This window comes from Pseudomonas sp. LPH60 (genome assembly GCF_030718165.1).
Taxonomy (GTDB): Bacteria; Pseudomonadota; Gammaproteobacteria; order Pseudomonadales; family Pseudomonadaceae; genus Aquipseudomonas; species Aquipseudomonas danubii.
Genome location: NZ_JAVAJH010000002.1, coordinates 88,025 through 112,376, shown reverse-complemented (window position 1 = coordinate 112,376; position 24,352 = coordinate 88,025). Strand labels below are relative to the sequence as shown.

The following is a 24,352-nucleotide window of genomic DNA, read 5'->3' as shown; positions in this document are numbered from 1 at the left end:
CCTGCCGTTCACTCGCAATACATCATGATGTAACGGCTCAAGGGCACTCTTATCGTCAATGACCCACTCACAGGTGTTCGGTTATGAACTTCCTTCGCTCCCTGTTCGCCCCGCGTCAGCAGTTCCGCAGCTTTGCCCTGCTCGATGGCCAAGGCCGTTGCCGCGCCTTCAAACACTGCCCGGCGGCTCCCGTGGGTGACGGTTGGGTGGAAATCCAGGAGATTCGCCTGAACTGGTTGCACCAGGTATTACCCGCCAGCGCCCGGATCAGCCCACGCTGCGCCAGCTCCTTGGTGCGACCGATACTGGCCACCTGACCAACAGCCTAATAAAAGTCACGAAACAGGATCATTTCTGCGCATTTCTTCGTTACAATCTCCCCCCGATTATAAGGACGTCTCCTGATCGGGCCTCGCAGTACCGCCAACGCCACTGCATTGGCACCCCGCACCGCCCACAGAGAGCCGCCCACACAGATCGAGTGAAGCTGGCGTGCTTGCTGTACCACCTTGCAAACCTCCACTTTTCGCGAATCTGCAGAGCTGCCATTGCTCGGCCACTGAATTTTGCCCGTTGTGCCCGCGTGCCTTGCATGCCGGCAACACCGCTCGGGCCAGGTGCCAGGCCGAGGCAGCCCTTTTTTGAGGTTCACGTCTTCAAAAGAGCGTGAAAAAACGGGTTTTCACAACTTCACAAGAGTGTGGCGAGCAAATGAATAGTTTTGCGTCTGAACTGGCACCATTGGCCTCTACAACAGCCCGATTACACAGGACCGAGCACTCCTCAAGAACTGGTGCTTGAAGCCTGTCCGCTGACGGATTTGGTTGCACGAGCGGATGTATCGACCATAAGTCGAATTGCCTGAGGCGCCCCGAGATGCGTTCATATGCACCTTGAGGCCCGGTTGGCAGCGTCCGCAGTAGTTGCAAAGAATTGCGAAGATTCGGACATGGCGATCCTGGCCATGGGTAACCTGGGGCATTACGTGAACCGCCCCGTCACTCCTGGCAGCCATGCCGTCAATTTGGTGCTGCAGATTTTGGAGACGCGTTAATGGCGCATAACGAAGCAGTAGACGTCGTATTGGTTGGGGCCGGCATCATGAGTGCCACCCTCGCTGTACTGCTCAAGGAGCTCGACCCCGCAATCAAGCTGGAAGTCGTCGAGCTGATGGATTCGGGTGCCGCGGAGAGTTCCAACCCGTGGAACAACGCCGGTACCGGCCACGCTGGCCTCTGTGAGCTGAACTACACGCCACAGGCCGCCGATGGCAGCATCGACATCAAGAAAGCCGTACACATCAATACCCAGTTCGAAGTGTCGAAACAGTTCTGGTCCTACCTGACCAAGAAAGGCACGTTCGGCTCGTCCAAGTCCTTCATCAGCCCAGTGCCGCACCTGAGCTTCGTGCAGGGCGACAAGGGTGTGTCCTTCCTCAAGAAGCGTTTTGAAGTGCTGAGCCAGCACCATGCCTTCGCGGACATGGAATACACCGAAGACAAGGCCAAGATGGCCGAGTGGATGCCGCTGATGATGCCGGGCCGTCCGGCAGATGAAACCATCGCCGCGACCCGAGTGATCAACGGCACCGACGTCAACTTCGGCGCCCTGACCAACCAGTTGCTCAAGCACCTGACCAGCGCACCCGATGCCCAGGTCAAGTACTGCAAGCGCGTGACCGGTCTCAAGCGCAACAAGGACAACGGCTGGACCGTGAGCATCAAGGACGTCAACAGCGGCAACAGCCGCGAAGTCGACGCCAAGTTCGTGTTCCTCGGCGCCGGTGGCGCGGCCCTGCCGCTGCTGCAGGCTTCCGGCATTGAAGAAAGCAAAGGCTTTGGCGGCTTCCCGGTGAGCGGCCAATGGCTGCGTTGCGACAACCCGGAAGTGGTCAAGCAGCACCAGGCCAAGGTCTACAGCCAGGCCGCCGTGGGTTCGCCACCGATGTCGGTGCCGCACCTGGACACCCGCGTGGTCGACGGCAAGAAATCCCTGCTGTTCGGACCTTATGCCGGCTTCACCACCAAGTTCCTCAAGCACGGCTCGTTCCTCGACCTGCCAATGTCGGTTCGCGCCGGCAACATCGGTCCAATGCTGGCCGTAGCCCGGGACAACATGGACCTGACCAAATACCTGGTCAGCGAAGTCATGCAGTCCATGGAGCAGCGCCTGGAGTCCCTGCGCCGCTTCTATCCACAAGCCAAGGCGGAAGACTGGCGCCTGGAAGTGGCTGGGCAACGGGTGCAGATCATCAAGAAAGACCCGAAGAAAGGCGGCATCCTGCAGTTCGGTACCGAGCTGGTGGCGGCCAAGGACGGTTCTCTGGCCGCCCTGCTCGGCGCTTCGCCAGGTGCATCGGTGACCGTGTCGATCATGCTGGAACTGATCGAACGCTGCTTCCCGGCCAAGGCCAGCGGCGAATGGGCTACCAAGCTCAAGGAAATTTTCCCGGCGCGGGAGAAGGCCCTGGAAACCGACGCAGCGCTGTATCACAAGATCAACAGCGAAAATAACCTGAGCCTGGAACTGGTCGAGCCCAGCAAGGAAACCGAAAGCTGCGCCTGATCTGACGCCCATAAAAAACGCCCCGGCCTGCAAAGGACGGGGCGTTTTTTTATGCCTTCCGAACGGGTCAGCCGCGGGCGTTGTCCATCAGCTCGATGTAGTCGGCGGCGTTGCGCTGATCCTTGATCAGATCAACGAAGGTCTGGCCGTGCTCATCCTTGCCATCCAGATCCAGACCGGCTGCTACGAAGAAGGTCAGGAAGCGCTCGAAATCGTCGATGCGCAGGCCACGGTAGGCCTTGATCAGTTTGTGCAGGGACGGCGAAGTGGCGTCGACCGGCTCGAAATCGAGGAACAACTTGATCTGCTCGTCGCTAATCTCGTCACCAATCACTTGTTTCTTATCTTTACGCATCGCCGACTCCAGCTCGCAGACATTTCACGGGGCGGGCAGTTTACCCTCAGCCCGCCTCGGGCCTCAACGCGGACGCACGCTGCCGGTGTGCAAGTCAGCCCAGATATGACCATTGGCATAACTGAGAAACTGGCAATACACCGTGTCGTTACGCAGCAGGTCCATCACTGCCCGGTACTGGGCCAGGGGGTAATACAGGGTCAAGGTCCTGGACTTGGCGTCGTACTGGGGCTTTTTCAGGCTTTTGCTTTCACCGTCGAAATTCACCAGTACCTGGCTGATGGTGGCCCCCTTGTTCAGCGGCTTGCCCTTGAGGCGCACCCACACCGGCGATGTCACCGGAATCGGCTGCTGATTGGATTGGCGCTGGCTGCCGATCACCACGGAATACTCGGTCACCTGCAACAGCTGCTGCTGTTCAGGGACCGAGTCGCGCAGGGTCAGGTCGTCAGGCGGCAAGAATTGCCCGTGCAGAGGCGCCGGAGCGGCTGCCAGGGGCAGGCTCAAGCTCAGAAGAAGGGCCGCGCTAGTGCGAATCAACATGCTCATGACAGGCTCCAATCAAGGGCTGAGCACTCTAGCATGGGTTTTTGCCGCAAATCCTGCACCGCAGTCTGAGGCGCCTGCCGCAGGCTGCGGATACGACAAACGGGGGAACACAATCAGTCGAATTGCGCACGCATCCAGGCCTGGTATTCGGCGACCCCGGGCTCACCTTCCCGGGGCGCCCAAGCGGCCAGCTCGCCGTCACTCACCGGACGATAAGGACCGGCCTTGCATTCGAACATCAGGCTGTCGGCTTCAAGCACCACCAAGCCATGGAACACCCCGGCCGGCAGATCGACACCGATGCAGTCACCACCGGCCTGCAAGACGCGCTTGCCCTGGACCTGGCCCGCCTCATCGAAGATCAGCACGCCCAACCGCCCCTTGAGCACCAACAGGGTCTCGGCCTTGTCGGCGCTCAGGTGCCGGTGCGGGGGAACATAGGTCGAGGGTTGCAGCGCCACCGCCATGCGATGGCAAGGCTCTTCCATGGCGTGGAAGTTGTGGTGCTGACGACCACGGGGATTGGCCGCCGCCTTCTCAGCCAGGTCGCTGAACAAGGCTTGATCGAGAAAGCTCGGCACGCTCATGTCTTACATCCCCTTCACGGCATAGATGCCGGCGGCGTTACGCCAGTAGCCCTTGTAGTCCATGCCGTAGCCGAAAACGTAACGGTCGACGCAAGGCAGGCCCATGTAATCGGCCTTCAGGTCCGGACGGGCCTTGCGATCGTGCTCCTTGTCGATCAGCACCGCGGTGTGCACCGCACGGGCACCGGCATGTTTGCAGAAGTCGATGATGGCGCCCAGGGTGTGCCCCTCATCGAGAATGTCGTCGATGATCAGCACGTCACGGTCGATAAAGGAGACTTCCGGCTTGGACTTCCAGAACAGCTCACCGCCGCTGGTTTCGTTGCGATAGCGCGTGGCGTGCAGGTAGGAGGCTTCCAGGGGGAACTGCAGGTGGGTCAGCAGCTTGCCAGCGAAGATCAGGCCGCCGTTCATGACGCAGAACACCACCGGATTGCGCTCAGCCAGTTCTTCAGTGATTTGTGCACCGACCCGGGCGATGGCCGCCTCGACTTCAGCTTCGGTGTACAGGCAGTCAGCCTCGCGCATGATTTGACGGATATGCTCGAGATCAGCGGACATGGCGCTCTCCAAGGGGGTGGCAGTTTCGGAAAAGCGGGCAAAGGTACGCATCCGGCCCGATCAGATCAAGCGTTTCTGGACTAACGTACTTTATGTCTATAGGACAACAACCCCGGATAGATTAATCTAGGCCGTTTTTTTTGCCCGCCGCCGGAGCCTTTCCCTATGCCCATCCGTGAGATCCGCCATCCGCTGATCCGACACAAACTTGGCCTTATGCGCCGCGCAGACATTAGCACGAAGAACTTTCGCGAGCTCGCTCAGGAAGTCGGTGCCCTGCTGACGTACGAAGCCACCAAAGACCTGCCCCTGGAAAGCTATGAAATTCCAGGCTGGTGCGGCCCTGTCCAGGTCGAGAAAATCGCCGGCAAGAAGATTACCGTGGTGCCGATCTTGCGCGCCGGTATCGGCATGCTCGAAGGCGTGCTGAGCCTGATTCCGGGCGCCAAGGTCAGCGCCGTGGGCGTGGCCCGCAACGAAGAAACCCTGCAGGCCCACACCTACCTGGAAAAACTGGTTCCGGAAATCGACGAACGTCTGGCGATGATCATTGACCCGATGCTGGCCACCGGCAGTTCCATGGTTGCCACCATCGACCTGCTGAAAAAAGCCGGCTGCCGTGACATCCGAGCCATGGTCCTGGTGGCCGCCCCCGAAGGCATCGCCGCCGTCGAGCAGGCGCACCCGGATGTGACCATCTACACCGCTTCCATCGATCAGAAGCTCAACGAGCATGGCTACATCATTCCAGGCCTGGGTGATGCCGGTGACAAGATCTTCGGCACCAAGCAGAAGGACTCCTGATCATGCAGGATGAGTTCAACGATCCGCTCTGGCGCCAGGTACTGTCTGGCGCGCAGATGCTCTTCGTGGCCTTTGGCGCCCTGGTGTTGATGCCGCTGATTACCGGTCTTGACCCGAACGTGGCGCTGTTCACGGCGGGTCTCGGGACTCTGTTGTTCCAGGTAGTGACCGGCCGCCAGGTGCCGGTCTTCCTGGCGTCAAGCTTTGCCTTCATCACTCCGATCATTCTCGCCAAGGGCCAGTTCGGCCTTGCGGCGACCATGGGCGGGGTGATGGCGGCAGGCTTCGTCTACACCTTTCTGGGCCTGGCGGTGAAGATCAAGGGCACCGGTTTCATCGACCGCCTGCTGCCACCCGTGGTCATCGGCCCGGTGATCATCTCCATCGGCCTGGCCATGGCCCCGATCGCCGCCAACATGGCCATGGGCAAGGCTGGCGACGGCAGTGAGCTGATTCATTACCAGACGGCGATGATGATCTCGATGCCGGCGCTGCTCACCACGCTGATTGTCGCGGTGTTCGGCAAAGGCATCTTCCGCCTGGTGCCGATTATTTCCGGGGTGCTGGTGGGCTTTGCCCTGTCCTTCTACTTCGGCGTGGTGGACACCGCGAAGATCGCCGCCGCGCCCTGGCTGGCACTGCCGCACTTCACCGCCCCGGAGTTCAACTGGCAAGCGATCCTGTTCATTGTCCCGGTGGCCCTGGCGCCGGCCATTGAACACATCGGCGGGGTGATTGCCGTCGGCAGCGTGACCGGTCGCGACTACCTGAAGAAGCCCGGCCTGCATCGCACCCTGTTCGGTGACGGCATCGCCACCACTGCTGCCGGCCTGTTCGGCGGTCCGCCCAACACCACCTATGCCGAAGTGACTGGCGCGGTGATGCTGACCAAGAACTACAACCCGAAAATCATGACCTGGGCGGCGGTCTTCGCCATCACCCTGGCCTTTATCGGCAAGTTCGGCGCGCTGCTGCAAAGCATCCCGGTACCAGTCATGGGCGGGATTCTCTGCCTGCTGTTCGGTTCGATTGCAGCGGTGGGTATGAACACCCTGATCCGTCACAAGATCGATCTGGGTGAAGCCCGTAACCTGGTGATCGTTTCGGTGACCCTGGTGTTCGGCATCGGCGGCGTACTGGTAGGAACCGGTACCGGTCCGGACGACTTCGGCCTCAAGGGCATCGCCCTGTGCGCCATCGTCGCCATCGTGCTGAATCTGGTGCTGCCGGGTAATGACGGCTGGAAGAACAAGAAGGCCGACGAGCCTCTGATCTGAAGACGCGTTCGCCGGCAAGTCCGCTCCGCAGGAGCTGGCTTGCCGGCGAAGCTGTTTACAACGCCAACGGCGCCCTGGCGCACAAGGTGTTCAAGGCCTGCGCCCATTGCGGGTCGTCATTCAGGCACGGGATCAACACTAGATCCTCACCTCCGGCTTCGCGGAACTGCTCACGGCCGCGATCACCAATTTCCTCCAGGGTCTCGATGCAATCGGCAACAAAAGCCGGGCACATCACCATGACCTTCTTCACCCCCTGCTTGGCCAACTCATCAAGCCGTGCCTCGGTGTAGGGCTCGATCCATTTGGCCCGTCCCAGACGCGACTGGAACGACACCGACCAGGAGCCTTGCGCCAACCCCAGATGCTCGGCCAGGGCCGAGGCTGTCCGCATGCACTGAGCGCGGTAACAGGTGGCCAGCACCTGCGCAGAGGCGTTGCGGCAACAGTCGGCATCCTTGAAACAATGCTGGCCGGTCGGGTCCAGTTTGGTCAGGTGCCGCTCCGGCAGACCGTGAAAGCTCAGTAGCAGATGATCATGCTCCTGGGCCAGGTAGGGTCTGGCGCTGGCCGCCAGGGCCTCGATGTACTCCGGCTGATCGTAGAAGGGTTGCAGCACGCTGAACTGCACATCCAGCTTGTGCTCGCGCACCACACGCTTGGCCTCTTCGATCACCGTGGTCACGGTACTGTCGGCGAACTGTGGATAGAGCGGTGCCAGGGTGATTTTCTTCTGCCCCTGGGCCACCAACTTGAGCAGCGCCGACTCGATCGAAGGCTGGCCATAACGCATTGCCAGCTCCACCGGCCCCTGTTTCCACTGCTCGCTCATCACCTGTTGCAAGCGACGGCTGAGCACCACCAACGGCGAACCGTCCTCCCACCAGATCGATGCATAGGCGTGGGCGGACTGCTCCGGGCGCTTGATCAGGATCAGCGACACCAGCAAGCGCCGCACCGGCCATGGCAGGTCGATGACATAAGGGTCCATGAGAAATTGGTTGAGGTAGCTGCGCACATCCGCCACCGAAGTGGAGGCCGGCGAACCGAGATTGACCAGGAGCAACGCGTGATCGGTCATGCAACGTCCTATTTCAAAGGCGGCTGGACACATCGTCCAGGGCCGCGGACAAATCAGTGAACTGGAAAGTGAATCCCGTCTCCAGCAAACGCGCGGGAACGGCACGCTGGCCGCCCAGTAACAGCAACGACAGCTCACCCAGCGCCAGGCGCAAGACAAAGGCCGGCAGCGGTATCAACGCCGGCCGGCGCAGTACCCGCCCCAGGCTCTTGGCGAACTCGCGGTTGCGCACCGGCTTCGGCGCGCAGGCATTATAAGGACCCCGTGCCTCATCCTGATGCACAAGAAAATCAATCAGGGCGATTTGGTCATCGATATGAATCCACGGCATCCATTGCCGACCGTTACCGATCGGCCCGCCCAGCCCCAGCTTGAACGGCAGCAGCAGGCGCGACAAAAAGCCGCCCTCGGACGACAGCACCAAACCGGTGCGCACCAGCACGACGCGCACGCCCAAGGCCTCGGCCCGCTGAGCGGTTTCTTCCCAGGCAATGCACAACTGGCTGGCAAAATCCTCGCTGACCGGAGGTGAATCCTCGCTCAGCTCCCGCTCGCCACCGTCGCCATACCAACCTACTGCCGAGCCAGAAACCAACACCCGCGGTTTATGCTCGCGAGTTTCGAGCCAGGCCAGCAGGGTTTCGGTGAGGGCAATACGGCTGCTCCACAGCAGCGCCTTGCGCTTGTGGGTCCAGGGCCGATCGGCAATCGGGGCTCCGGCCAGATTGATTACCGCATCCAGCGGCGCCTGGTCCAGCTCTTGCAAAGTTCTGATGGCCCGCACTTGGGGACCGCACAGAGCGGCCACTTTTTCGGGATGGCGCGTCCATACACTCAATTGGTGACCCTGGGCCTGCCAGTAACGACACAGCGCACGCCCGATCAAACCAGTACCGCCGGTCAGCAATATATGCATGACATCTTCCTCGCGTGGCGTTTTACCCGAATCACTAGTCTATTTTTATAGGCAGGGATCTTTTCAATCGGACAGGCTGTGACTTAACGATAGACAACTTGCACAACCGATGACGCCGAAAGCTATACCAAAAAACAATATTGTACAGGTTTTAGTAGCGGCGTAATCTGTACAGACTGGTAAACGAGGCCCCTATGACAGTACCCATCGCAATCATTGGTACCGGCATCGCCGGACTCTCCGCCGCCCAGGCACTTCGAGATGCCGGGCACAGCGTCCAACTCTTCGACAAGAGCCGCGGCAGCGGTGGGCGCATGTCGAGCAAACGCAGCGATGCCGGCAGCCTGGATCTGGGGGCCCAGTATTTTACCGCTCGCGACCGCCGTTTCGTTACCGAAGTCCAGCGCTGGCAAGCCAAGGGCTGGGTCGCCGAATGGGCGCCGCAACTCTACAACTCCCACGGCGGACAGCTCAGCCCTTCTCCCGATGAACAGACCCGCTGGGTCGGCACGCCACGCATGAGCGCCATCACCCGCGCCCTGATCGGCGACCTCGAAGTGCACTTCGCCTGCCGCATCACTGAAGTCTTCCGTGGCGAACAACACTGGCACCTGCAGGACGCCGAAGGCTTTACCCACGGCCCCTTCAGCCACGTAGTGATCGCCACGCCGGCACCGCAAGCCACCGCTTTGCTGGCCGCCGCACCGAAGCTCGCCGGAGTCGCCGCCGGGGTGAAAATGGACCCGACCTGGGCTGTCGCACTGGCCTTCGATACGCCCCTGGAAACCCCCATGGAAGGCTGCTTCGTCCAGGACAGCCCGCTGGACTGGCTGGCCCGCAACCGCAGCAAGCCCGGACGCGACAGCCATCTCGACACCTGGATACTGCACGCCACCAGTGCCTGGAGCCGGCAACACATCGACCTCAGCAAAGAGGCCGTGATCGAGCAATTGCATGGGGCCTTCGCCGAATTGCTGCACAGCGTCATGCCCGCCCCAACCTTTAGCCTGGCCCATCGCTGGCTCTACGCCAGACCGGCCGCCAGCCATGAATGGGGTGCCCTGGCCGATGCCGACCTGGGGCTGTACGTATGTGGCGACTGGTGCCTGTCCGGCCGGGTCGAAGGCGCTTGGCTCAGTGGCCAGGAAGCCGCACGCCGTTTGCACGAGAGCCTGCAGTGAATCGACTCAACCCGCGCAAACTGCTGCTGTCGAAATGGACAGCAGCCCACCCGCAACACCGCGAGAAACACTTTCTGGTCACTGAGCTTTTCTGCGACGAAGAAGGCACCGTGCTGGACATCGAACTGCAAGCCGTACTCACCCGACGCAGCCAGCGCCTGAGCTGGCAAACCCTGCTCAACGACAGCGACTGGCGAATGGGCTGGCAGTAATTCGACAACCTGCCGGGCAATACCTGTACAAATAAATTGACTTGTACAACTTTAATTCTATGATGAAGACAAGTTGTACAACGCTTCGTTTTTGTACAGGTAAACCCCGGAGGTTGCATCATGTCCGCCAAGCCGAAAATTGCCATCAGCGCCTGCCTGATGGGCGTCGAGGTCCGCTACAACGGTGGGCACAAGGAGTCTCGCCTGTGCAGCCGAGTACTCAGCGAATACTTTGACTTCGTGCCCCTGTGCCCGGAAGTCGCGATCGGCATGGGCACCCCCCGCGAACCTATTCGGCTGGTCGGGGACCCTGAGCAACCTCGGGCCGTAGGCACCGTGGACGCCAGCCTGGATGTCACCTTGCCCCTGGCGGAATACGGCGAGCGCATGGCGGCCCAGGTAGATGACATCTGTGGCTACATCTTCATGCAGAACTCGCCATCCTGTGGTCTGGAGCGGGTCAAGGTGTACCAGGCCAATGGCATTCCCCATAGAAACGGCGGCCGGGGCATCTACGCCCAGGCATTCTGCGCACAGCACCCCGATCTGCCGGTGGAAGAAGCCGGACGCCTGAACGACCCGGTCCTGCGGGAAAACTTCCTGACCCGGGTCTACGTCTATCGCGACTGGCAGGCACTGCTCAAGCAAGGCCTGACCCGCCGCGCCCTCACCGACTTCCACTCGCGCTGCAAATACCTGCTGATGGCTCACCATCCCGTGCAGTACAAGACCCTGGGCAATCTGCTGGGCAGCATGGGCAAGGGCGATCCGAACCTGATCGGCCCGCGCTATTTCAGCGAACTGATGGCGGCCTTGAGCAAATGCGCGACCCGGGGCACCCACAGCAATGTGCTGCAGCACCTGAGCGGCTATCTCAAGCAGTCCATCAGCGCCGAAGACAAGCAGGAAGTGCAACACGTGATCGGCCAGTACCGCCACGGCATCGTGCCTCTAGTCGTGCCGCTGACCCTGCTCAAGCACCACTTTCGCCAGCACCCCGATCCCTACATCGCCCAGCAGCTGTACCTGCAGCCACACCCGGAAAACCTCAGCCTGCGCAACGCGATCTGAGCCATGAAAAAACCCGCTCAAGAAGCCGACAACAGCGCCCAGTACCGCCGCGCCCTGGACCAGGGTTGGCTGCCGATTCGCGAAGTGGCGCGCCAGACCGGGGTCAACGCCGTCACCCTGCGGGCCTGGGAGCGCCGCTACGGATTGATCGTGCCCTTGCGTACGCCCAAGGGTCATCGCCTGTATTCCCAGGATCAGGTGCTAGAGATCCAGACCATCCTTACCTGGCTCAATCGCGGGGTCGCGGTCAGCCAGGTCAAGCACCTGCTGGACAGTGCCCCCACCGCCAGCGCACCGGCCGAGAATGACTGGCAGCGCCTGCGTCAGACCCTGAGCCTGGCCATCAGCCAATTGGCCGAGCGCAAGGTCGACGACACTTTCAACCAGGCCATGGCGCTGTACCCACCCCGCACGCTGTGCGAACACCTGCTGATGCCGCTGCTGGCGGAGCTGGAGCAACACTGGCAGGGCCAGTTCGGCAGCCAGATGGAACAGGTGTTTTTCTACTCCTGGCTGCGCAGCAAGCTGGGCGCGCGGATCTACCACAACAACCGACAACTGCAGGGCCCACCGCTGCTGCTGGTCAACCAGTCGGACCTGGCCCTGGAACCCCATCTGTGGCTGACCGCCTGGCTGGCCAGCAGCGCCGATTGCCCGGTGGAGGTCTTCGACTGGCCGCTGCCCGGCGCCGAACTGGCCCTGGCCATCGAACGCCTGCAAGCCCGCGGCCTGCTGCTGTATTCCAGCAAGGCGCTCAATCCTGCGCTGTTGCCCAGGCTGCTCAACGGCATTGCCTGCAAAAAAATCATCGCCGGACCCGCGGTGTGCATCCACCCCGACGACTGGTCCGTATGTATCACTGAAATCGCTGATCTGTACCTGGCCCAGGACCCGATCTCGGCCTGCCAGGCGCTGCTTGAGCGAGGACTCTTTTGAACCGGGAATCAGCATGCAATTGATCTGGCTGCGCAGCGACCTGCGCCTACATGACAACACCGCCCTCTGCGCCGCCACCCAGCGTGGCCCCACCGTGGCCGTGTACCTGCTGAGCCCGGAACAATGGCAAGTCCATGACGATGCCCCCTGCAAGGTCGACTTCTGGCTGCGCAACCTGCAGCACCTGAGCACTGCCCTGGGCCGGCTGAACATTCCTCTGCTGATTCGCAGCGCAGCCACCTGGGACCAGGCGCCCCACGTCCTGCTGCAACTGTGCCGGCAACTGCAGGTACGCATGCTGCACTTCAACCAGGAGTACGGCATTCACGAGAGCCGCCGCGATGCCGCCGTGACCAGGGTCCTGGAAGAAGCCGACATCAGCGTCCAGGGTTACCTCGATCAGTTACTGTTCCAGCCCGGCAGCGTGCTGACCCAGAGCGGCGGCTACTTCCAGGTGTTCAGCCAGTTCCGCAAGGTCTGCTACAGCCGCTTACACAGCGCGCTGCCAGCCCTGGTCGCCAGCCCCAAGGCACAATCGCCGCTGTCGATCCAAGCCGATCCTGTACCCCGCCATATCGATGGCTTCCCACGCCCCAGCCAGTCACTGCGTGACCTGTGGCCGGCAGGTGAAGATCAAGCCCTGGGCCGTCTACAACAGTTCACCGACGAGCAGATCGACTACTACCAGAGCGAACGCGACTTCCCGGCCAAGCCCGGCACCAGTCAGCTTTCACCCTACCTCGCCGCCGGGGTGATCTCGCCCCGCCAGTGCCTGCACGCTGCCTTGCGCTGTAACCAGGGAGAGTTCGAAAGCGGTAATCCCGGGGCCGTCACCTGGATCAACGAACTGCTGTGGCGCGAGTTCTACAAACACATCCTGGTGGGCTACCCACGGGTTTCCCGGCACCGTGCCTTTCGCCCGGAAACCGAAGCGGTGGCCTGGCGCGACGCCCCAGAGGAACTCGCCGCCTGGCAGGAAGGCCGCACCGGCCTGCCGATCATCGACGCCGCCATGCGCCAACTGCTGGAAACCGGCTGGATGCACAATCGCCTGCGGATGGTGGTGGCCATGTTCCTGACCAAGAATCTGTTGATCGACTGGCGCGAGGGCGAGCGTTTCTTCATGCGCCACCTGATCGACGGCGACCTGGCAGCGAACAATGGCGGCTGGCAGTGGAGCTCCTCCACCGGCACCGACGCCGCGCCCTACTTCCGCATCTTCAACCCTGTAAGCCAGTCGGAACGCTTCGACGCCGAAGGACGCTTCATCAAGCACTGGCTGCCACAACTGGCGGGGTTGAACAAAAAAGATATCCACAACCCCGGAGCCATGGGCGGCCTGTTCGCTGTCGCCGATTACCCGGCGCCTATGGTCAACCTGTCGATGTCCCGGGACCGGGCATTGGCGGCGTTCAAGGCGCTGCCTTCGCGCCAGGATGCGGGAGGCGCCCATGAGTGACTTCCTCGATCGCTTCGCCCGGGATTTCGCCAGCCTCGACAAGCACAGCCTGCAACGCCTGGACCAGCTCTACAGCGAGGACATCCAGTTCACCGACCCGCTGCACGAGGTCAATGGTCTGCCACGCTTGCGGCATTACTTTGCAGAGCTGTACGCCAACGTCAGCGAACTGCGTTTCGAATTCCACGGTGTCGACACCTGCACCGAAGGCCAAGGCTATCTGCGCTGGACCATGAGCTACCGCCACCCGCGCCTCAAGGGCGGCCAGATGATCCGGGTCCCCGGCTGCTCGCACCTGCACTGGCGCGACGGCAAGGTCTACCGTCATCGGGACTATTTCGACGCCGGTGCCTTGCTCTATGAACATCTGCCGCTACTAGGTGCGGTGATTGCCTGGTTGAAAAGGAGGCTCGGATGAACCCTGTAATGCCACGGCGGATCTGGCTCACCGGCGCCAGCAGCGGCATCGGTGCGGCGCTGGCCGAAGAACTGCTCAAGACTGGCGCCCAAGTGGCCGTCAGCGCTCGCTCGCGCGAGCCCCTGGAAGCGCTGGCCCTGCGTTATCCGGGCCGGGTGCTGGTGGTGCCCGGCGATCTTACCGACGCCCTGCAGGTGCGCGAGATCGGCAAGCGTATCGCCCAGGCCTGGGGCGCACTGGACACCGCGATCCTCAATGCCGGGACCTGTGAATACATCGAGGTGCAGCAATTTGACGCGACGCTGATCGAGCGCGTGCTGAGCAGCAACCTGCTGTCCGCCAGCTATTGCATCGAGGCTGCTCTACCGCTGTTGCGCGCCGGCAATCGCCCGCATCTGGTAGGGGTGGCCAGCTCCGTGACCTACCTGCCGCTGCCTCGGGCCGGCGCCTATGGCGCTTCCAAGGCAGCCTTGCGTTATCTGCTGCAATCCTTGCGCATCGACCTGGCCGCCGAGGGCATTGACGTCACCGTGGTCAGTCCCGGCTTCGTCGATACCCCGCTCACCGCGCGCAATGACTTTGCCATGCCCATGAGCTGGCCCGCCGCCAAGGCTGCGCGGCATATCCACAAACGCCTGTCACACCGGGATCTGGAGATCGCTTTCCCCGCCCCGTTCATCTTTGGCCTCAAGCTGCTGTCCTGGCTGCCCGGCCGCCTGCAACTGGCCATCGCCAAACGCCTGGCCCGCACAGGGAGTGCATCGTGAAAATCGCCATTATCGGTAGCGGCATTGCCGGCCTGACCTGCGCCTACGTCCTGAACCGTCGCCATGACATTCGGGTTTATGAGGCCGGCAGCTGGATCGGCGGCCACACCCACACCGTGGATGTCAGCCTGAACGGCGAGACCCAGTCTGTGGACACCGGTTTCATCGTCTTCAACGACTGGACTTACCCCAACTTCATCCGCCTGCTGGGACAGATCGGGGTCAAGTTCAAACCCACCGAGATGAGTTTCTCGGTGTGCGATCCCGCCTCGGGCCTGGAATACAACGGCAACAACCTCAACAGTCTGTTCGCCCAGCGACGCAATCTGCTATCGCCCGGGTTCTGGGGCATGCTGCGGGACATCCTGCGCTTTAACAAAGCGTCGCTGCTCGATTTGCAGCAACAGCGGATCGCCGCCGACACCACACTCGGCGACTACCTGAAAAGCCAGGGCTACGGCGAGCGTTTCATCCAGCACTACATCGTGCCCATGGGCTCGGCGATCTGGTCGATGTCACGGGTGCAGATGTTGGGCTTTCCCCTGCAGTTCTTTGTGCGCTTCTTCAAGAACCATGGCTTGCTGTCGGTGAATAACCGTCCGCAGTGGTGCGTGATCGAAGGTGGCTCAAGCCGCTACATCGAACCGCTGACCGCCCCGTTCCGCCAGCACATCCGCCTCAACTGCCCGGTGCAACGAGTCGAGCGCGACGAGGCTGGCGTGCTGATCCACAGCGCCGCCGGCAGCGAGCGCTTCGACAAGGTGGTGTTCGCCTGCCACAGCGACCAGGCCCTGCAACTGCTGGCCAGCCCCAGCCAGGCCGAGCGAGAGATTCTCCAGGCCCTGCCCTACGCCGACAACGACGTGGTGCTGCACACCGACACCCGGCTGCTGCCCCGCCGGCGCCTGGCCTGGGCCAGCTGGAACTACCGCCTGGACGCCAGCGGCGAGAAAGCCGCCGCCGTGACCTACGACATGAACATCCTGCAAGGCCTGAAGAGCGACACCACCTTCTGCGTCAGCCTCAACCAGACCGCAGCCATCGATCCGACGCAGATCCTGGCCCGCTTCACTTACGCCCACCCGCAATACAGCCTCGATGCGGTGGCGGCCCAGGGCCGCTGGAATGAACTGCAAGGCGCCCAGCACAGCTTCTACTGCGGCGCCTACTGGGCCAACGGCTTCCACGAAGACGGCGTGGTCAGCGCCTTGCGCGTGGCCCAGGCCTTTGGTGAACAACTGTGAACAGTGCCCTTTACAGCGGCTGGATCAGCCACCGGCGCTTTGCCCCCAAGGGCCATGCCTTCCGCTATCGGATCGGCCTCTTGTACCTGGACCTGGACGAGCAGGAATCGGTGCTGGGACTCTCGCCCCTGGCGGGCCGCAGCCGTTTCGCCCCCTTCGCCTTCCGCGAAAGCGATTACCTGAAAGACTTCACCGGCCAGGGCATGCGCCTGATCGACGCGGTACGCCAGCAAGTGGCCGCGGCCATCGGCCATGTGCCGGGCGGCGCGGTGCGCCTGTTGACCCAGGTGCGCAGCTGGGGCCTGGCGTTCAATCCGGTGAGTTTCTTCTACTGCTTCGAGGCCGACGGGCAACTGGCGGCGATTCTCTGCGAGGTCACCAACACCCCCTGGCGCGAGCGCTACCACTATGTACTGCCAGCCCGCCCAGACAGTGCCTCGGCGCCCGAGCACCAGCACTTCGCCGTGGCCAAGGCCTTTCACGTGTCACCGTTCCTGCCCCGGGACCTTGAGTACCGCATGAGCTTCAGCCCACCAGCCGAGCGGCTCGGGGTGCACATGGCCGACTGGCAGGGCGATCTGAAGGTATTCGACGCCACCCTCAGCCTGCAGCGCCAAGCCCTGGATCGCCGCAGCCTGCACCAGTACCTGCGCAGTTTTCCATGGATGACCGCCAAGACCTGCCTGGCCATCTACTGGCAGGCCCTGCGCCTGACCGCCAAGGGCATCACCTTCTTTCCCCATGAGGCCGCCGACGGCGCCTATCGCACAGCCGCTGTACAACCCAAGGATCGCCGCCATGAAATCCTCTAGCGTATCGGCCAGAACTACCCTGTTCAGCACCCACAGCCTGACCGCCAACCTGTTGCGTCGCGGCGTGCTGCGGCAATTGGCGCACCTCAAGCACGGCCAACTGCTGGTCATCGAAAACGCCGAGCGCCTGGTCTTCGGCGACCGCACGGCAGCCTTGGTGGGTGAGATCCATATCCACGACAGCAGCGCCTGGGGCCTGGTGGCCAGCAGCGGCTCGATAGGTGCCGGCGAAGCGTTCATCCACGGCTACTGGAGCACCCCGGACCTGACGGCGGTGATCCGCGTCTTCGTCAGCAACCTGGACGTGCTGGATGCCATGGAAGGCGGCCTGGCGCGACTCGGCCGGCCGTTGGTACGCGGCCTGCACTGGCTCAATCGCAACACGCGCAAGGGCTCGCAGAAGAACATCGCCGCCCATTACGACCTCGGCAATGAGCTGTTCGAGCAGTTTCTCGACCCCACGATGATGTATTCGGCCGCGCAATTTCGCAGCGAGGACGACAGCCTGGAGCAGGCCCAGTTGAACAAACTGGAGCGCATCTGCCAGAAACTCGCGCTCAAGCCCGAGGATCACCTGCTGGAGATCGGCACCGGCTGGGGCAGCATGGCGCTGTATGCGGCGCAGAACTACGGGTGCCGCGTGACCACCACCACCTTGTCCAAGGAACAGTTCGCCTATACCCGCCAGCGCATCGACGCCGCCGGCCTGCAGGACCGGGTGACCCTGTTGCTGGAGGACTATCGCGACCTGGACGGGCATTACGACAAGCTGGTGTCCATCGAAATGATCGAAGCCGTGGGCCACCGCTTCCTGCCCACCTACTTCCAGCAGTGCGCGAAGTTGCTCAAAAGCAACGGCCTGATGCTGCTGCAAGCCATCACCATCCGTGACCAGCGCTATGAACAGGCGAAGAACGGCGTGGACTTCATCCAGCGCTACATCTTCCCCGGCGGCGCCCTGCCCAGCGTGCACAAGATGCTCGAAGTGGTCAGCCGCGACACCGACATGAACCTGCTGCACATGGAGGATTTCGGCCTGCACTACGCCCGCACCCTGCGCCTGTGGCACGAGAACTTCCGCCGCGCCCACGGCCGCCTGAGCGAGCTGGGCTATGACGCGTACTTCCTGCGCCTGTGGGAGTTCTACCTGTGCTACTGCGAAGGCGGCTTCCTGGAGCGCAGCATCGGCACCGCGCAGATGCTCCTGGCCAAACCCTCGGCAGTGCCACAACCTTTGCTGGGCCGTTTCGATGCGTAAGCAACTGGCCAACGCCCTGCTGTTCCAGCTGGGCTGGTTCATCTGCGTGCTGTCTGGCGACAGCGCCTGGCTGCTGCTGGGGGTGGCGATCCTGCTGGCGCATTTTCGCTGGATCGGCAGTTGGGCCGGAGAAAGTCGGATGATTGTCGGCGTCGCCCTGATCGGCATCACGCTGGACAGCTTCCTGCACTGGCTGGGGGTGTTTCAGTTCCAGCAAGTAAGCCTGCTGATTCCCCTATGGCTGATGCTGCTCTGGATCTTGCTGGGCACCACCCTGCGCCACTGCCTGGCATGGACGGCACGTCCCTGGTGGTTGGCCAGTGTGCTCGGGGCGCTGTGCGGACCACTGTCCTATTACGCCGGCGGCCGCTTGGCCGGAGTGACCTTTGCCTATGGCCTGTGGCCGACCATGCTGGGGCTGGGCCTGCTCTGGGGAGTACTGCTACCGCTGTTTCACGTGCTTGCGCGTCCTACTGAAGAAGCACCGCAACCGGCCCCTCAGGACTGAGCGTCCGTCAGGGCTCTCACACAGCCCTGGCCCACTGCCTTACACTGCGCGCCTATGACTAACATCCCCGTTACCCCCATCCCCGAACCGGCCATCAGTTGCTCGACCTGCGCCGCCTGCTGCTGCCAGCTGGAAGTGATGCTGATCACCGACACCGGGGTGCCCGAACGCTTCATCGACACCGACGACTGGGGCGGCGAGGTCATGCGCCGTCTGGACGACGGCTGGTGCGCGGCCCTGGACCGCGACAGCATGCGCTGCAGCATCTATGAGCTGCGGCCACTGATCTGTCGCGAGTTCGAGCTGGGAGAGGCCGATTGCCTGAGCGAACGCCGGGGAATCGCCACGGCGTATCGCTGATACCGGTCTCAGAGCGGCATCGTGTAATGCAGCGCGTAGCTTTCGATACCGTCGTTGGGGGTTTGAATCCCGGCGTTGGAGTAATGGGTGGCGCGGATCCCGACTTCATGCCCGCCGGCGAAACGCAGGCCGAAACCGATGCGGTCTTCGAACTGGAAGGATGAGCCGAGCTTGTTGTCTTCGACCTCGGTGTGGGCAAAGGCCGCCACCCCGATCCCCGCCTCGATGTAAGGCTTGACGCTGGCCCCGGCGAACTCATAGACCAGCACCGGCGAGAACGACAGGCTGTGATTGCTCGATTTCTTGTCGCCATCCCAATAGGTGTAGGCGCCGCTCCAGTACCCGGTCAGGCGACCGACATCACTCTGCAGCCAGCTCTTGTCCCAATCCCATTGCATACCCAGGCGGTAGGTCTGGGTCGAATCGCCGGTTTGTCCCACGGAGAACTCGACTCCGGCTGCCTGCGCGGAAAAACTGTGCCCCAACAACCCGGCCGCCAGCGCGGCCAAACACAACAGTCGCTTCATCAGGAACGTCCTTTTTCAACGGTTACCTATGGTCTTGTACAACCTTCTGGAAAAGTTATAGAAGCCCGCGCGCGCTCGGAAGTTCAGCTACGGTCGAGGGTTTTTCAGGTTTTTTCACAACTCGAAACGCTGAACGCTCGCAGGACCTTTCCACAAAAGCGGCAACACCTGGACAAAGTGCGGGACGTCGCCGCTGGTCCAGAAACGAGTCTCCCGGGCCGGGCCCCGGGCCCGTAGCTCGCCCTCGTCCAAGAGGCGTTGCAACTGCCGGGCAACGGCGCCGCCCGTGTCGATCAGGCTGATGTGGGCCGGCAGCATCTGCAGCAGCACCGGCTTGAGAAACGGATAGTGGGTGCACCCCAGGATGATGGTGTCGCAGCCGGCCACCAGCAGCGGTTCGACATAACCCTGCAACAGTTGCCGTAGGGCGCTGCTGTCGAGGTCGCCGTTTTCGATCATTTCCACCAGGCCGGGACAGGGCTGGGTGACCACCTTCACATCCGCGGCGAAGCGATCGAGCAGGGCAGCGAACTTGGCACTCTGCAAGGTGCCGGTGGTGGCCAGCACCCCGACCACCCCGCTGCGTGTCGCCGCCGCGGCGGGCTTGACCGCAGGCTCCATGCCGACGATGGGCCAGTCCGGGTAATCGCGGCGCAGATCGGCCACTCCGGCCACGGTGGCGGTGTTGCAGGCCAGGACCAGGGCCTTGGCGCCCTGTTCGCGGAAGTAGCGCGCCATCAGGGCACAACGCTGGCGAATGAACTCCGGGGTCTTTTCGCCGTAGGGAATATGCCCGCAATCGCCAAAGTACAGCAGTGATTCGTTGGGCAGCAGGCGCTGTATTTCCGCCAGTACCGACAGACCGCCAACACCGGAATCGAACACCGCAACGGGCGCTTCACTCATGCTGAACTCCGCAAACGCTGCAACCGGGATCACGCTTGACCCGCAGCTCACGAAAGCGCGTACCCAGGGCATCGATCAATAACAGTCGACCCACCAGAGGCTCGCCAAACCCGGCCAGCAGCTTCAGGGCTTCCAGCGCCTGCAGGCTGCCCACGGTGCCCACCAGCGGGCCAAGTACCCCGGCTTCACTGCAGGTCAGCTCGGCTTCGCTGCCATGTCCGTACAGGCAGTGGTAGCAAGGGCTTTCCGGACGGCGCGGGTCGAACACCGACAACTGCCCTTCCAAGCGAATCGCCGCGCCACTGACCAGGGGCTTGCCAGCCGCCACGCACGCGGCGTTCACCGCCTCGCGGGTACTGAAGTTGTCGGAGCAATCAAGCACCAGGTCCACCGCGGCCACGGCGGCGGCCAGGCTGTCGACGTCCAGCGCCTGGCGATGGGGCACCAGGCGGATTTCCGGGTTGAGGGCGGACAGCCGGCTGATGGCCGAATCCACCTTGCTGACCCCGACACTCTGGCTGTCGTGGATGATCTGGCGCTGCAGGTTGGTCAGGTCCACGCTGTCGAAGTCGGCCAGGTGCAGCTCGCCGACCCCGGCCGCCGCCAGGTACAGCGCCGCCGGGGCACCAAGGCCACCGAGGCCGACAATCAGTACCCGGCTCTGCTTGAGGCGCAACTGGCCATCGATGTCGACGTGCTGCAACAGAATCTGCCGGCTATAGCGCAACAGCTCCTGATCGGTCAGCACGGCAGGCACCCGAGGCTGATGCGTTCATGACCACCCAGGTCGATGCGGCTGTGGACTTCGATGAACCCCCGGGCTGTCAACAATTCGCGCACCGCGCCAGCCTGATCGTAGCCATGCTCGAGCATCAGCCAGCCACCGGCTTCCAGGTGCTGCGGGGCCTGGTCGACGATCAGGCGCAGGTCGTCCAGACCGTCCTTGCCCGCCACCAGGGCGCTTTCGGGTTCGAAACGCACATCGCCGGCCGCCAGATGAGGATCGGCCTCGGCGATGTAGGGGGGATTACTGACGATCAAGTGGAAGCGCTGGGACTCGACCGCGCTGAACCAGTGGCTGCTGAGCACGGTGACGTTGTCCAGTTGCAGGCGCTGGCGGTTGCGCTCGGCCAGGGCCACGGCTTCCAGCACCCGATCCACGGCAGTGACCTTCCAGGCCGGACGCTCGCTGGCCAGGGCCAGGGCGATCGCGCCGCTACCGGTGCCTAGGTCGAGGACCTTGGCCGGGGTCGCTGGCAACAGTTCCAACGCCGCCTCCACCAGCAGCTCCGTGTCGGGGCGCGGAATCAGGGTGTGCGGTGCCACTTCCAGATCCAGCTTCCAGAAGCCCTGTTGCCCGAGGATGTAGGCCACCGGCTCGCCGGAACGGCGCCGTTGCAGGTATTCAGTGAACAGCAACACCGCCTCGCTGGGCACGATGCGCTCTGGCCAGGTATGGAGAAAACTCCGCGGCTTGCCCAGGGCCGCTGCCAGGAGCAGTTCGGCATCCAGGCGCGGCGTCGGCGAATCGGGTAATTGAGCTGCGCGCAGCAGGCTGGCGATGATGGTCATTTACTCACCCAATGCCGCAAGTTGATCGGCCTGATACTCAGCCAGCAGCGGTTCAATCACGGCCTCGACGCCTCCGGCGAGGATTTCGTCCAGGGAATACAGGGTCAGGTTGATCCGGTGATCGGTGACCCGGCCCTGGGGGAAGTTGTAGGTGCGGATGCGCTCGGAGCGATCCCCCGAGCCCACCAGCAGCTTGCGCTCGCTGGCGATGGCATTGGCCGCGGCGCTGGTCTGCTGGTCGTTGAGCTTGGCCGACAGCCAGGACATGGCCCGGGCCCGGTTCTTGTGCTGGGAACGCTCTTCCTGGCACTCCACCACGATGCCCGAGGGAATGTGGGTGATGCGGATCGCCGAGTCGGTCTTGTTCACGTGCTGGCCGCCGGCGCCCGAAGAGCGGTAGGTATCGATGCGCAGATCCGCCGGGTTGATCTCGATGGCTTCCTGTTCGTCCGGCTCGGGCAGCACCGCCACGGTGCACGCAGAGGTGTGGATGCGACCCTGTGATTCGGTGGCCGGCACGCGCTGCACACGGTGCGCGCCGGACTCGAACTTGAGCTTGCCGTAGACGTTCTCGCCTTCGACCCGGGCAATGACTTCTTTATAGCCGCCGTGCTCACCCTCGTTTTCCGAGAGGATCTCCAGCCGCCAGCCACGCCGCTCGGCGTAGCGCGAATACATGCGGAACAGGTCGCCGGAAAAGATCGCCGCTTCGTCACCGCCGGTGCCGGCGCGGATTTCCAGGAACACGTTGCGCCCGTCGTTGGGGTCCTTGGGCAGCAACATGCGTTGCAAGGCGCTTTCCAGCTCGGCCAATTGCTCCTTGGCCTCGCGCACTTCCTCGGCGGCCATTTCCCGCAGGTCCGGGTCATTGTCCTTGAGCAGCGCCTGGGCACCTTCGAGATCGGCCTGGACCTTGAGCACCTGTTTGTAGGAGGCGACGATCGGCTCGACTTCCGCGTATTCCTTGGAATAGGCGCGGAACTTGGCCTGATCGGAAATGACCTCAGCATCGCCGAGCAAGGCGGTCAGTTCCTCGAAACGATCCTGGAGAATGTCCAGCTTACTGAGCAGTGACGCTTTCATTACGGGGTTTTATCCGATGAGCCCTCACCGAGGGCAAAGAGTTCTTGAGCCATGGCCAACGCATCGAGGCGGCCTTCGGCGGACAGCTTTTTCAGCTGTACGCTCGGCGCGTGCAGCAGTTTGTTGGTCAGGCCACGGGCCAGTTGGGCCAGTACATCCTCGGCGCTGGAGCCATTGCTCAGCAGGCGCAGAGCCTTCTGCAGTTCTTCATCACGCAGGCGCTCGCTCTGCTGACGATAGGCCTTGAGCACGTCCACCGCCGCCAACTCACGCAGGCGCACCATGAAATCCTCGGCGCCGATGTTCACCAGCTCCTCGGCTGCCTGGGCCGCGCCCTGACGGCTCTTGAGGTTTTCCGCGACCACTTCGTGCAGGTCATCGACGGTATAGAGGTAAACGTCGTCCAATTCGCCGACTTCAGGTTCGATATCCCGGGGAACAGCGATATCCACCATGAAAATCGGCTTGTGCTTGCGCAGCTTCAGCGCGCTTTCCACCGCCCCCTTGCCAAGGATCGGCAACTGGCTGGCGGTGGAACTGATAACGATATCGCTGTGCACCAGTTCCTGGGGAATATCCGACAACAGCACGGCGTGGGCGCCGAACTGCTCGGCCAGGAGGCTGGCCCGCTCCAGGGTGCGGTTGGCCACGACGATGCGCTTGACCCCAAGGTCGTGCAGATGGCGGGCCACCAGGGTAATGGTCTCGCCGGCACCGATCAGCAACGCCTGACTGCGCTGCAGATCGCTGAAAATCTGTTTCGCCAGGCTCACCGCAGCAAAGGCCACGGACACCGGGTTCTCGCCAATGGCGGTATCGGTGCGTACTTGCTTGGCGGCGCTGAAGGTAGCCTGGAACAGCCGACCCAGCAGCGGGCCGACAGTGCCGGCCTCACGGGCCACAGCGTAGGCGGACTTCATCTGCCCGAGAATCTGCGGCTCGCCCAGCACCAGCGAATCCAGCCCCGACGCCACCCGCATCATGTGACGAACTGCCGCATCATCTTCATGCACATAGGCACTGGCACGAAGCTCGTCTAGGCTCAGGTGGTGATATTCCGCCAGCCAGCGCAGCACCACATCCGCAGAAAGATGATCCTGTTCTACATAGAGCTCACTGCGATTGCAGGTGGAGAGGATCGCAGCTTCGCGGCTGTCGGTGAGTCGGCAGAGCTGCTGCAAGGCCTCAACCAACTGCTCAGGGGTAAAGGCCACGCGCTCGCGGACGTCTACAGAAGCAGTCTTGTGGTTAATACCGAGTGCAAGGAAGGCCATTCAAGGTCGCTGATGATGTCGAGAAGCCGGCAATTGTCCTACTTCGACCGACGCAGAACAACTACCGCC

At 62.5% G+C, this 24,352-nt stretch carries 28 protein-coding genes; 16 read left to right on the top strand and 12 right to left on the bottom strand.

The window, feature by feature from the left end; translation table 11 throughout:
* Positions 1 to 83: 83 nt before the first annotated feature.
* Together Q8O96_RS06055 and mqo are read left to right on the top strand one after the other, a co-directional pair.
* On the top strand, positions 84 to 317 hold the full coding sequence (locus tag Q8O96_RS06055; protein ID WP_102860279.1) for a hypothetical protein: 234 nt from the start codon (positions 84 to 86) through the stop codon (positions 315 to 317).
* Positions 318 to 1,053: 736 nt separating this feature from the next.
* Positions 1,054 to 2,565 carry a malate dehydrogenase (quinone) gene (mqo, locus tag Q8O96_RS06050; protein ID WP_102860278.1) on the top strand — a complete coding sequence of 504 codons (1,512 nt, stop codon included), beginning with the start codon at positions 1,054 to 1,056 and terminating at the stop codon, positions 2,563 to 2,565.
* A gap of 67 nt (positions 2,566 to 2,632) precedes the next feature.
* On the opposite strand, the gene Q8O96_RS06045 is transcribed toward mqo, so the two are convergent.
* The 4 genes from Q8O96_RS06045 to Q8O96_RS06030 form a co-directional block, all read right to left on the bottom strand.
* Positions 2,633 to 2,920, bottom strand: a complete 288-nt coding sequence (locus Q8O96_RS06045) for a PA4642 family protein (protein ID WP_102860277.1) — start codon at positions 2,918 to 2,920, stop codon at positions 2,633 to 2,635.
* Between the two features lie 63 nt (positions 2,921 to 2,983).
* Positions 2,984 to 3,469 (bottom strand): hypothetical protein, encoded by a 486-nt coding sequence (locus tag Q8O96_RS06040; protein ID WP_305948551.1) that lies wholly within the window; start codon positions 3,467 to 3,469, stop codon positions 2,984 to 2,986.
* Between the two features lie 113 nt (positions 3,470 to 3,582).
* Complete coding sequence (locus Q8O96_RS06035; protein WP_115580896.1) at positions 3,583 to 4,056, bottom strand: WbuC family cupin fold metalloprotein; 474 nt, start codon at positions 4,054 to 4,056, stop codon at positions 3,583 to 3,585.
* A gap of 3 nt (positions 4,057 to 4,059) precedes the next feature.
* A complete protein-coding gene (locus Q8O96_RS06030) occupies positions 4,060 to 4,617 on the bottom strand; it encodes a hypoxanthine-guanine phosphoribosyltransferase (protein ID WP_042941423.1) in 558 nt (185 codons plus the stop codon).
* Between the two features lie 165 nt (positions 4,618 to 4,782).
* On the opposite strand from Q8O96_RS06030, the gene upp reads away from it, so the two are divergent.
* Entirely contained in the window at positions 4,783 to 5,421 is a 639-nt protein-coding gene (gene upp, locus Q8O96_RS06025; protein ID WP_011063386.1) for a uracil phosphoribosyltransferase, read from the top strand.
* Positions 5,422 to 5,423: 2 nt separating this feature from the next.
* Complete coding sequence (locus Q8O96_RS06020; protein ID WP_016965962.1) at positions 5,424 to 6,698, top strand: uracil-xanthine permease family protein; 1,275 nt, start codon at positions 5,424 to 5,426, stop codon at positions 6,696 to 6,698.
* Positions 6,699 to 6,753: 55 nt separating this feature from the next.
* Here Q8O96_RS06020 and hemH read toward each other — a convergent pair whose 3' ends face one another.
* Positions 6,754 to 7,779, bottom strand: a complete 1,026-nt coding sequence (gene hemH, locus Q8O96_RS06015) for a ferrochelatase (RefSeq protein WP_102860273.1) — start codon at positions 7,777 to 7,779, stop codon at positions 6,754 to 6,756.
* Between the two features lie 13 nt (positions 7,780 to 7,792).
* Positions 7,793 to 8,695, bottom strand: a complete 903-nt coding sequence (locus tag Q8O96_RS06010) for a TIGR01777 family oxidoreductase (RefSeq protein ID WP_110596339.1) — start codon at positions 8,693 to 8,695, stop codon at positions 7,793 to 7,795.
* A gap of 194 nt (positions 8,696 to 8,889) precedes the next feature.
* On the opposite strand from Q8O96_RS06010, the gene Q8O96_RS06005 reads away from it, so the two are divergent.
* The 12 genes from Q8O96_RS06005 (at position 8,890) to Q8O96_RS05950 (ending at position 18,921) form a co-directional block, all read left to right on the top strand.
* Positions 8,890 to 9,876, top strand: a complete 987-nt coding sequence (locus tag Q8O96_RS06005; protein ID WP_102860271.1) for an NAD(P)/FAD-dependent oxidoreductase — start codon at positions 8,890 to 8,892, stop codon at positions 9,874 to 9,876.
* Entirely contained in the window at positions 9,873 to 10,088 is a 216-nt protein-coding gene (locus tag Q8O96_RS06000; protein WP_102860270.1) for a TIGR02450 family Trp-rich protein, read from the top strand. Before Q8O96_RS06005 ends, Q8O96_RS06000 begins: the two co-directional genes overlap by 4 nt.
* A 120-nt stretch (positions 10,089 to 10,208) precedes the next feature.
* Positions 10,209 to 11,159, top strand: a complete 951-nt coding sequence (locus Q8O96_RS05995; RefSeq protein WP_115580898.1) for a DUF523 and DUF1722 domain-containing protein — start codon at positions 10,209 to 10,211, stop codon at positions 11,157 to 11,159.
* Positions 11,160 to 11,162: 3 nt separating this feature from the next.
* Positions 11,163 to 12,095: a MerR family transcriptional regulator gene (locus Q8O96_RS05990; RefSeq protein ID WP_305948550.1), complete on the top strand. Its 933-nt coding sequence runs from the start codon at positions 11,163 to 11,165 to the stop codon at positions 12,093 to 12,095.
* A gap of 13 nt (positions 12,096 to 12,108) precedes the next feature.
* Entirely contained in the window at positions 12,109 to 13,554 is a 1,446-nt protein-coding gene (gene phrB / locus Q8O96_RS05985; RefSeq protein ID WP_305948549.1) for a deoxyribodipyrimidine photo-lyase, read from the top strand.
* Positions 13,547 to 13,972, top strand: coding sequence for a nuclear transport factor 2 family protein (locus Q8O96_RS05980; RefSeq protein ID WP_102860266.1), 426 nt, complete (start codon positions 13,547 to 13,549; stop codon positions 13,970 to 13,972). The genes phrB and Q8O96_RS05980 overlap by 8 nt, the downstream gene beginning before the upstream one ends.
* Positions 13,969 to 14,739, top strand: a complete 771-nt coding sequence (locus Q8O96_RS05975) for an SDR family oxidoreductase (RefSeq protein ID WP_305948548.1) — start codon at positions 13,969 to 13,971, stop codon at positions 14,737 to 14,739. Before Q8O96_RS05980 ends, Q8O96_RS05975 begins: the two co-directional genes overlap by 4 nt.
* A complete protein-coding gene (locus Q8O96_RS05970; RefSeq protein ID WP_207166530.1) occupies positions 14,736 to 15,983 on the top strand; it encodes an NAD(P)/FAD-dependent oxidoreductase in 1,248 nt (415 codons plus the stop codon). The genes Q8O96_RS05975 and Q8O96_RS05970 overlap by 4 nt, the downstream gene beginning before the upstream one ends.
* Entirely contained in the window at positions 15,980 to 16,795 is an 816-nt protein-coding gene (locus Q8O96_RS05965; RefSeq protein ID WP_102860263.1) for a DUF1365 domain-containing protein, read from the top strand. The genes Q8O96_RS05970 and Q8O96_RS05965 overlap by 4 nt, the downstream gene beginning before the upstream one ends.
* Entirely contained in the window at positions 16,782 to 18,053 is a 1,272-nt protein-coding gene (locus Q8O96_RS05960; RefSeq protein WP_102860262.1) for a cyclopropane-fatty-acyl-phospholipid synthase family protein, read from the top strand. The genes Q8O96_RS05965 and Q8O96_RS05960 overlap by 14 nt, the downstream gene beginning before the upstream one ends.
* A complete protein-coding gene (locus tag Q8O96_RS05955) occupies positions 18,046 to 18,561 on the top strand; it encodes a DUF2878 domain-containing protein (protein ID WP_102860261.1) in 516 nt (171 codons plus the stop codon). Before Q8O96_RS05960 ends, Q8O96_RS05955 begins: the two co-directional genes overlap by 8 nt.
* Positions 18,562 to 18,615: 54 nt before the next feature.
* Positions 18,616 to 18,921, top strand: a complete 306-nt coding sequence (locus Q8O96_RS05950; RefSeq protein WP_102860260.1) for a YkgJ family cysteine cluster protein — start codon at positions 18,616 to 18,618, stop codon at positions 18,919 to 18,921.
* 8 nt (positions 18,922 to 18,929) lie between these two features.
* Here the strand turns inward: Q8O96_RS05950 and Q8O96_RS05945 are convergent, their stop codons facing one another.
* The 6 genes from Q8O96_RS05945 to hemA all read right to left on the bottom strand — a co-directional run bounded on the left by Q8O96_RS05945 (position 18,930) and on the right by hemA (position 24,283).
* Positions 18,930 to 19,448, bottom strand: a complete 519-nt coding sequence (locus Q8O96_RS05945; RefSeq protein ID WP_060844598.1) for an acyloxyacyl hydrolase — start codon at positions 19,446 to 19,448, stop codon at positions 18,930 to 18,932.
* Positions 19,449 to 19,562: 114 nt separating this feature from the next.
* Positions 19,563 to 20,354: a glutamate racemase gene (gene murI / locus Q8O96_RS05940; RefSeq protein ID WP_115580902.1), complete on the bottom strand. Its 792-nt coding sequence runs from the start codon at positions 20,352 to 20,354 to the stop codon at positions 19,563 to 19,565.
* Positions 20,347 to 21,102, bottom strand: a complete 756-nt coding sequence (locus Q8O96_RS05935; protein ID WP_060842014.1) for a molybdopterin-synthase adenylyltransferase MoeB — start codon at positions 21,100 to 21,102, stop codon at positions 20,347 to 20,349. Before Q8O96_RS05935 ends, murI begins: the two co-directional genes overlap by 8 nt.
* On the bottom strand, positions 21,096 to 21,926 hold the full coding sequence (gene prmC, locus Q8O96_RS05930; protein WP_102860258.1) for a peptide chain release factor N(5)-glutamine methyltransferase: 831 nt from the start codon (positions 21,924 to 21,926) through the stop codon (positions 21,096 to 21,098). The genes Q8O96_RS05935 and prmC overlap by 7 nt, the downstream gene beginning before the upstream one ends.
* Positions 21,927 to 23,009, bottom strand: a complete 1,083-nt coding sequence (gene prfA / locus Q8O96_RS05925; protein WP_102860257.1) for a peptide chain release factor 1 — start codon at positions 23,007 to 23,009, stop codon at positions 21,927 to 21,929.
* The gene (gene hemA / locus Q8O96_RS05920) at positions 23,009 to 24,283 is read right to left on the bottom strand and encodes a glutamyl-tRNA reductase (RefSeq protein ID WP_102880910.1); all 1,275 of its coding nucleotides are present in this window, start codon (positions 24,281 to 24,283) and stop codon (positions 23,009 to 23,011) included. Before hemA ends, prfA begins: the two co-directional genes overlap by 1 nt.
* Positions 24,284 to 24,352: the final 69 nt, after the last annotated feature.

What these genes read in the sequence shown, in the direction of transcription:
- Q8O96_RS06055 (WP_102860279.1), top strand. Translation starts at nt 84, where the DNA reads ATGAACTTCCTTCGCTCCCTGTTCGCCCCGCGTCAGCAGTTCCGCAGC.
- mqo (WP_102860278.1), top strand. Translation starts at nt 1,054, where the DNA reads ATGGCGCATAACGAAGCAGTAGACGTCGTATTGGTTGGGGCCGGCATC.
- Q8O96_RS06045 (WP_102860277.1), bottom strand. Translation starts at nt 2,920, where the DNA reads ATGCGTAAAGATAAGAAACAAGTGATTGGTGACGAGATTAGCGACGAG.
- Q8O96_RS06040 (WP_305948551.1), bottom strand. Translation starts at nt 3,469, where the DNA reads ATGAGCATGTTGATTCGCACTAGCGCGGCCCTTCTTCTGAGCTTGAGC.
- Q8O96_RS06035 (WP_115580896.1), bottom strand. Translation starts at nt 4,056, where the DNA reads ATGAGCGTGCCGAGCTTTCTCGATCAAGCCTTGTTCAGCGACCTGGCT.
- Q8O96_RS06030 (WP_042941423.1), bottom strand. Translation starts at nt 4,617, where the DNA reads ATGTCCGCTGATCTCGAGCATATCCGTCAAATCATGCGCGAGGCTGAC.
- upp (WP_011063386.1), top strand. Translation starts at nt 4,783, where the DNA reads ATGCCCATCCGTGAGATCCGCCATCCGCTGATCCGACACAAACTTGGC.
- Q8O96_RS06020 (WP_016965962.1), top strand. Translation starts at nt 5,424, where the DNA reads ATGCAGGATGAGTTCAACGATCCGCTCTGGCGCCAGGTACTGTCTGGC.
- hemH (WP_102860273.1), bottom strand. Translation starts at nt 7,779, where the DNA reads ATGACCGATCACGCGTTGCTCCTGGTCAATCTCGGTTCGCCGGCCTCC.
- Q8O96_RS06010 (WP_110596339.1), bottom strand. Translation starts at nt 8,695, where the DNA reads ATGCATATATTGCTGACCGGCGGTACTGGTTTGATCGGGCGTGCGCTG.
- Q8O96_RS06005 (WP_102860271.1), top strand. Translation starts at nt 8,890, where the DNA reads ATGACAGTACCCATCGCAATCATTGGTACCGGCATCGCCGGACTCTCC.
- Q8O96_RS05995 (WP_115580898.1), top strand. Translation starts at nt 10,209, where the DNA reads ATGTCCGCCAAGCCGAAAATTGCCATCAGCGCCTGCCTGATGGGCGTC.
- Q8O96_RS05990 (WP_305948550.1), top strand. Translation starts at nt 11,163, where the DNA reads ATGAAAAAACCCGCTCAAGAAGCCGACAACAGCGCCCAGTACCGCCGC.
- phrB (WP_305948549.1), top strand. Translation starts at nt 12,109, where the DNA reads ATGCAATTGATCTGGCTGCGCAGCGACCTGCGCCTACATGACAACACC.
- Q8O96_RS05980 (WP_102860266.1), top strand. Translation starts at nt 13,547, where the DNA reads ATGAGTGACTTCCTCGATCGCTTCGCCCGGGATTTCGCCAGCCTCGAC.
- Q8O96_RS05975 (WP_305948548.1), top strand. Translation starts at nt 13,969, where the DNA reads ATGAACCCTGTAATGCCACGGCGGATCTGGCTCACCGGCGCCAGCAGC.
- Q8O96_RS05960 (WP_102860262.1), top strand. Translation starts at nt 16,782, where the DNA reads ATGAAATCCTCTAGCGTATCGGCCAGAACTACCCTGTTCAGCACCCAC.
- Q8O96_RS05955 (WP_102860261.1), top strand. Translation starts at nt 18,046, where the DNA reads ATGCGTAAGCAACTGGCCAACGCCCTGCTGTTCCAGCTGGGCTGGTTC.
- Q8O96_RS05950 (WP_102860260.1), top strand. Translation starts at nt 18,616, where the DNA reads ATGACTAACATCCCCGTTACCCCCATCCCCGAACCGGCCATCAGTTGC.
- Q8O96_RS05945 (WP_060844598.1), bottom strand. Translation starts at nt 19,448, where the DNA reads ATGAAGCGACTGTTGTGTTTGGCCGCGCTGGCGGCCGGGTTGTTGGGG.
- murI (WP_115580902.1), bottom strand. Translation starts at nt 20,354, where the DNA reads ATGAGTGAAGCGCCCGTTGCGGTGTTCGATTCCGGTGTTGGCGGTCTG.
- prmC (WP_102860258.1), bottom strand. Translation starts at nt 21,926, where the DNA reads ATGACCATCATCGCCAGCCTGCTGCGCGCAGCTCAATTACCCGATTCG.
- prfA (WP_102860257.1), bottom strand. Translation starts at nt 23,009, where the DNA reads ATGAAAGCGTCACTGCTCAGTAAGCTGGACATTCTCCAGGATCGTTTC.
- hemA (WP_102880910.1), bottom strand. Translation starts at nt 24,283, where the DNA reads ATGGCCTTCCTTGCACTCGGTATTAACCACAAGACTGCTTCTGTAGAC.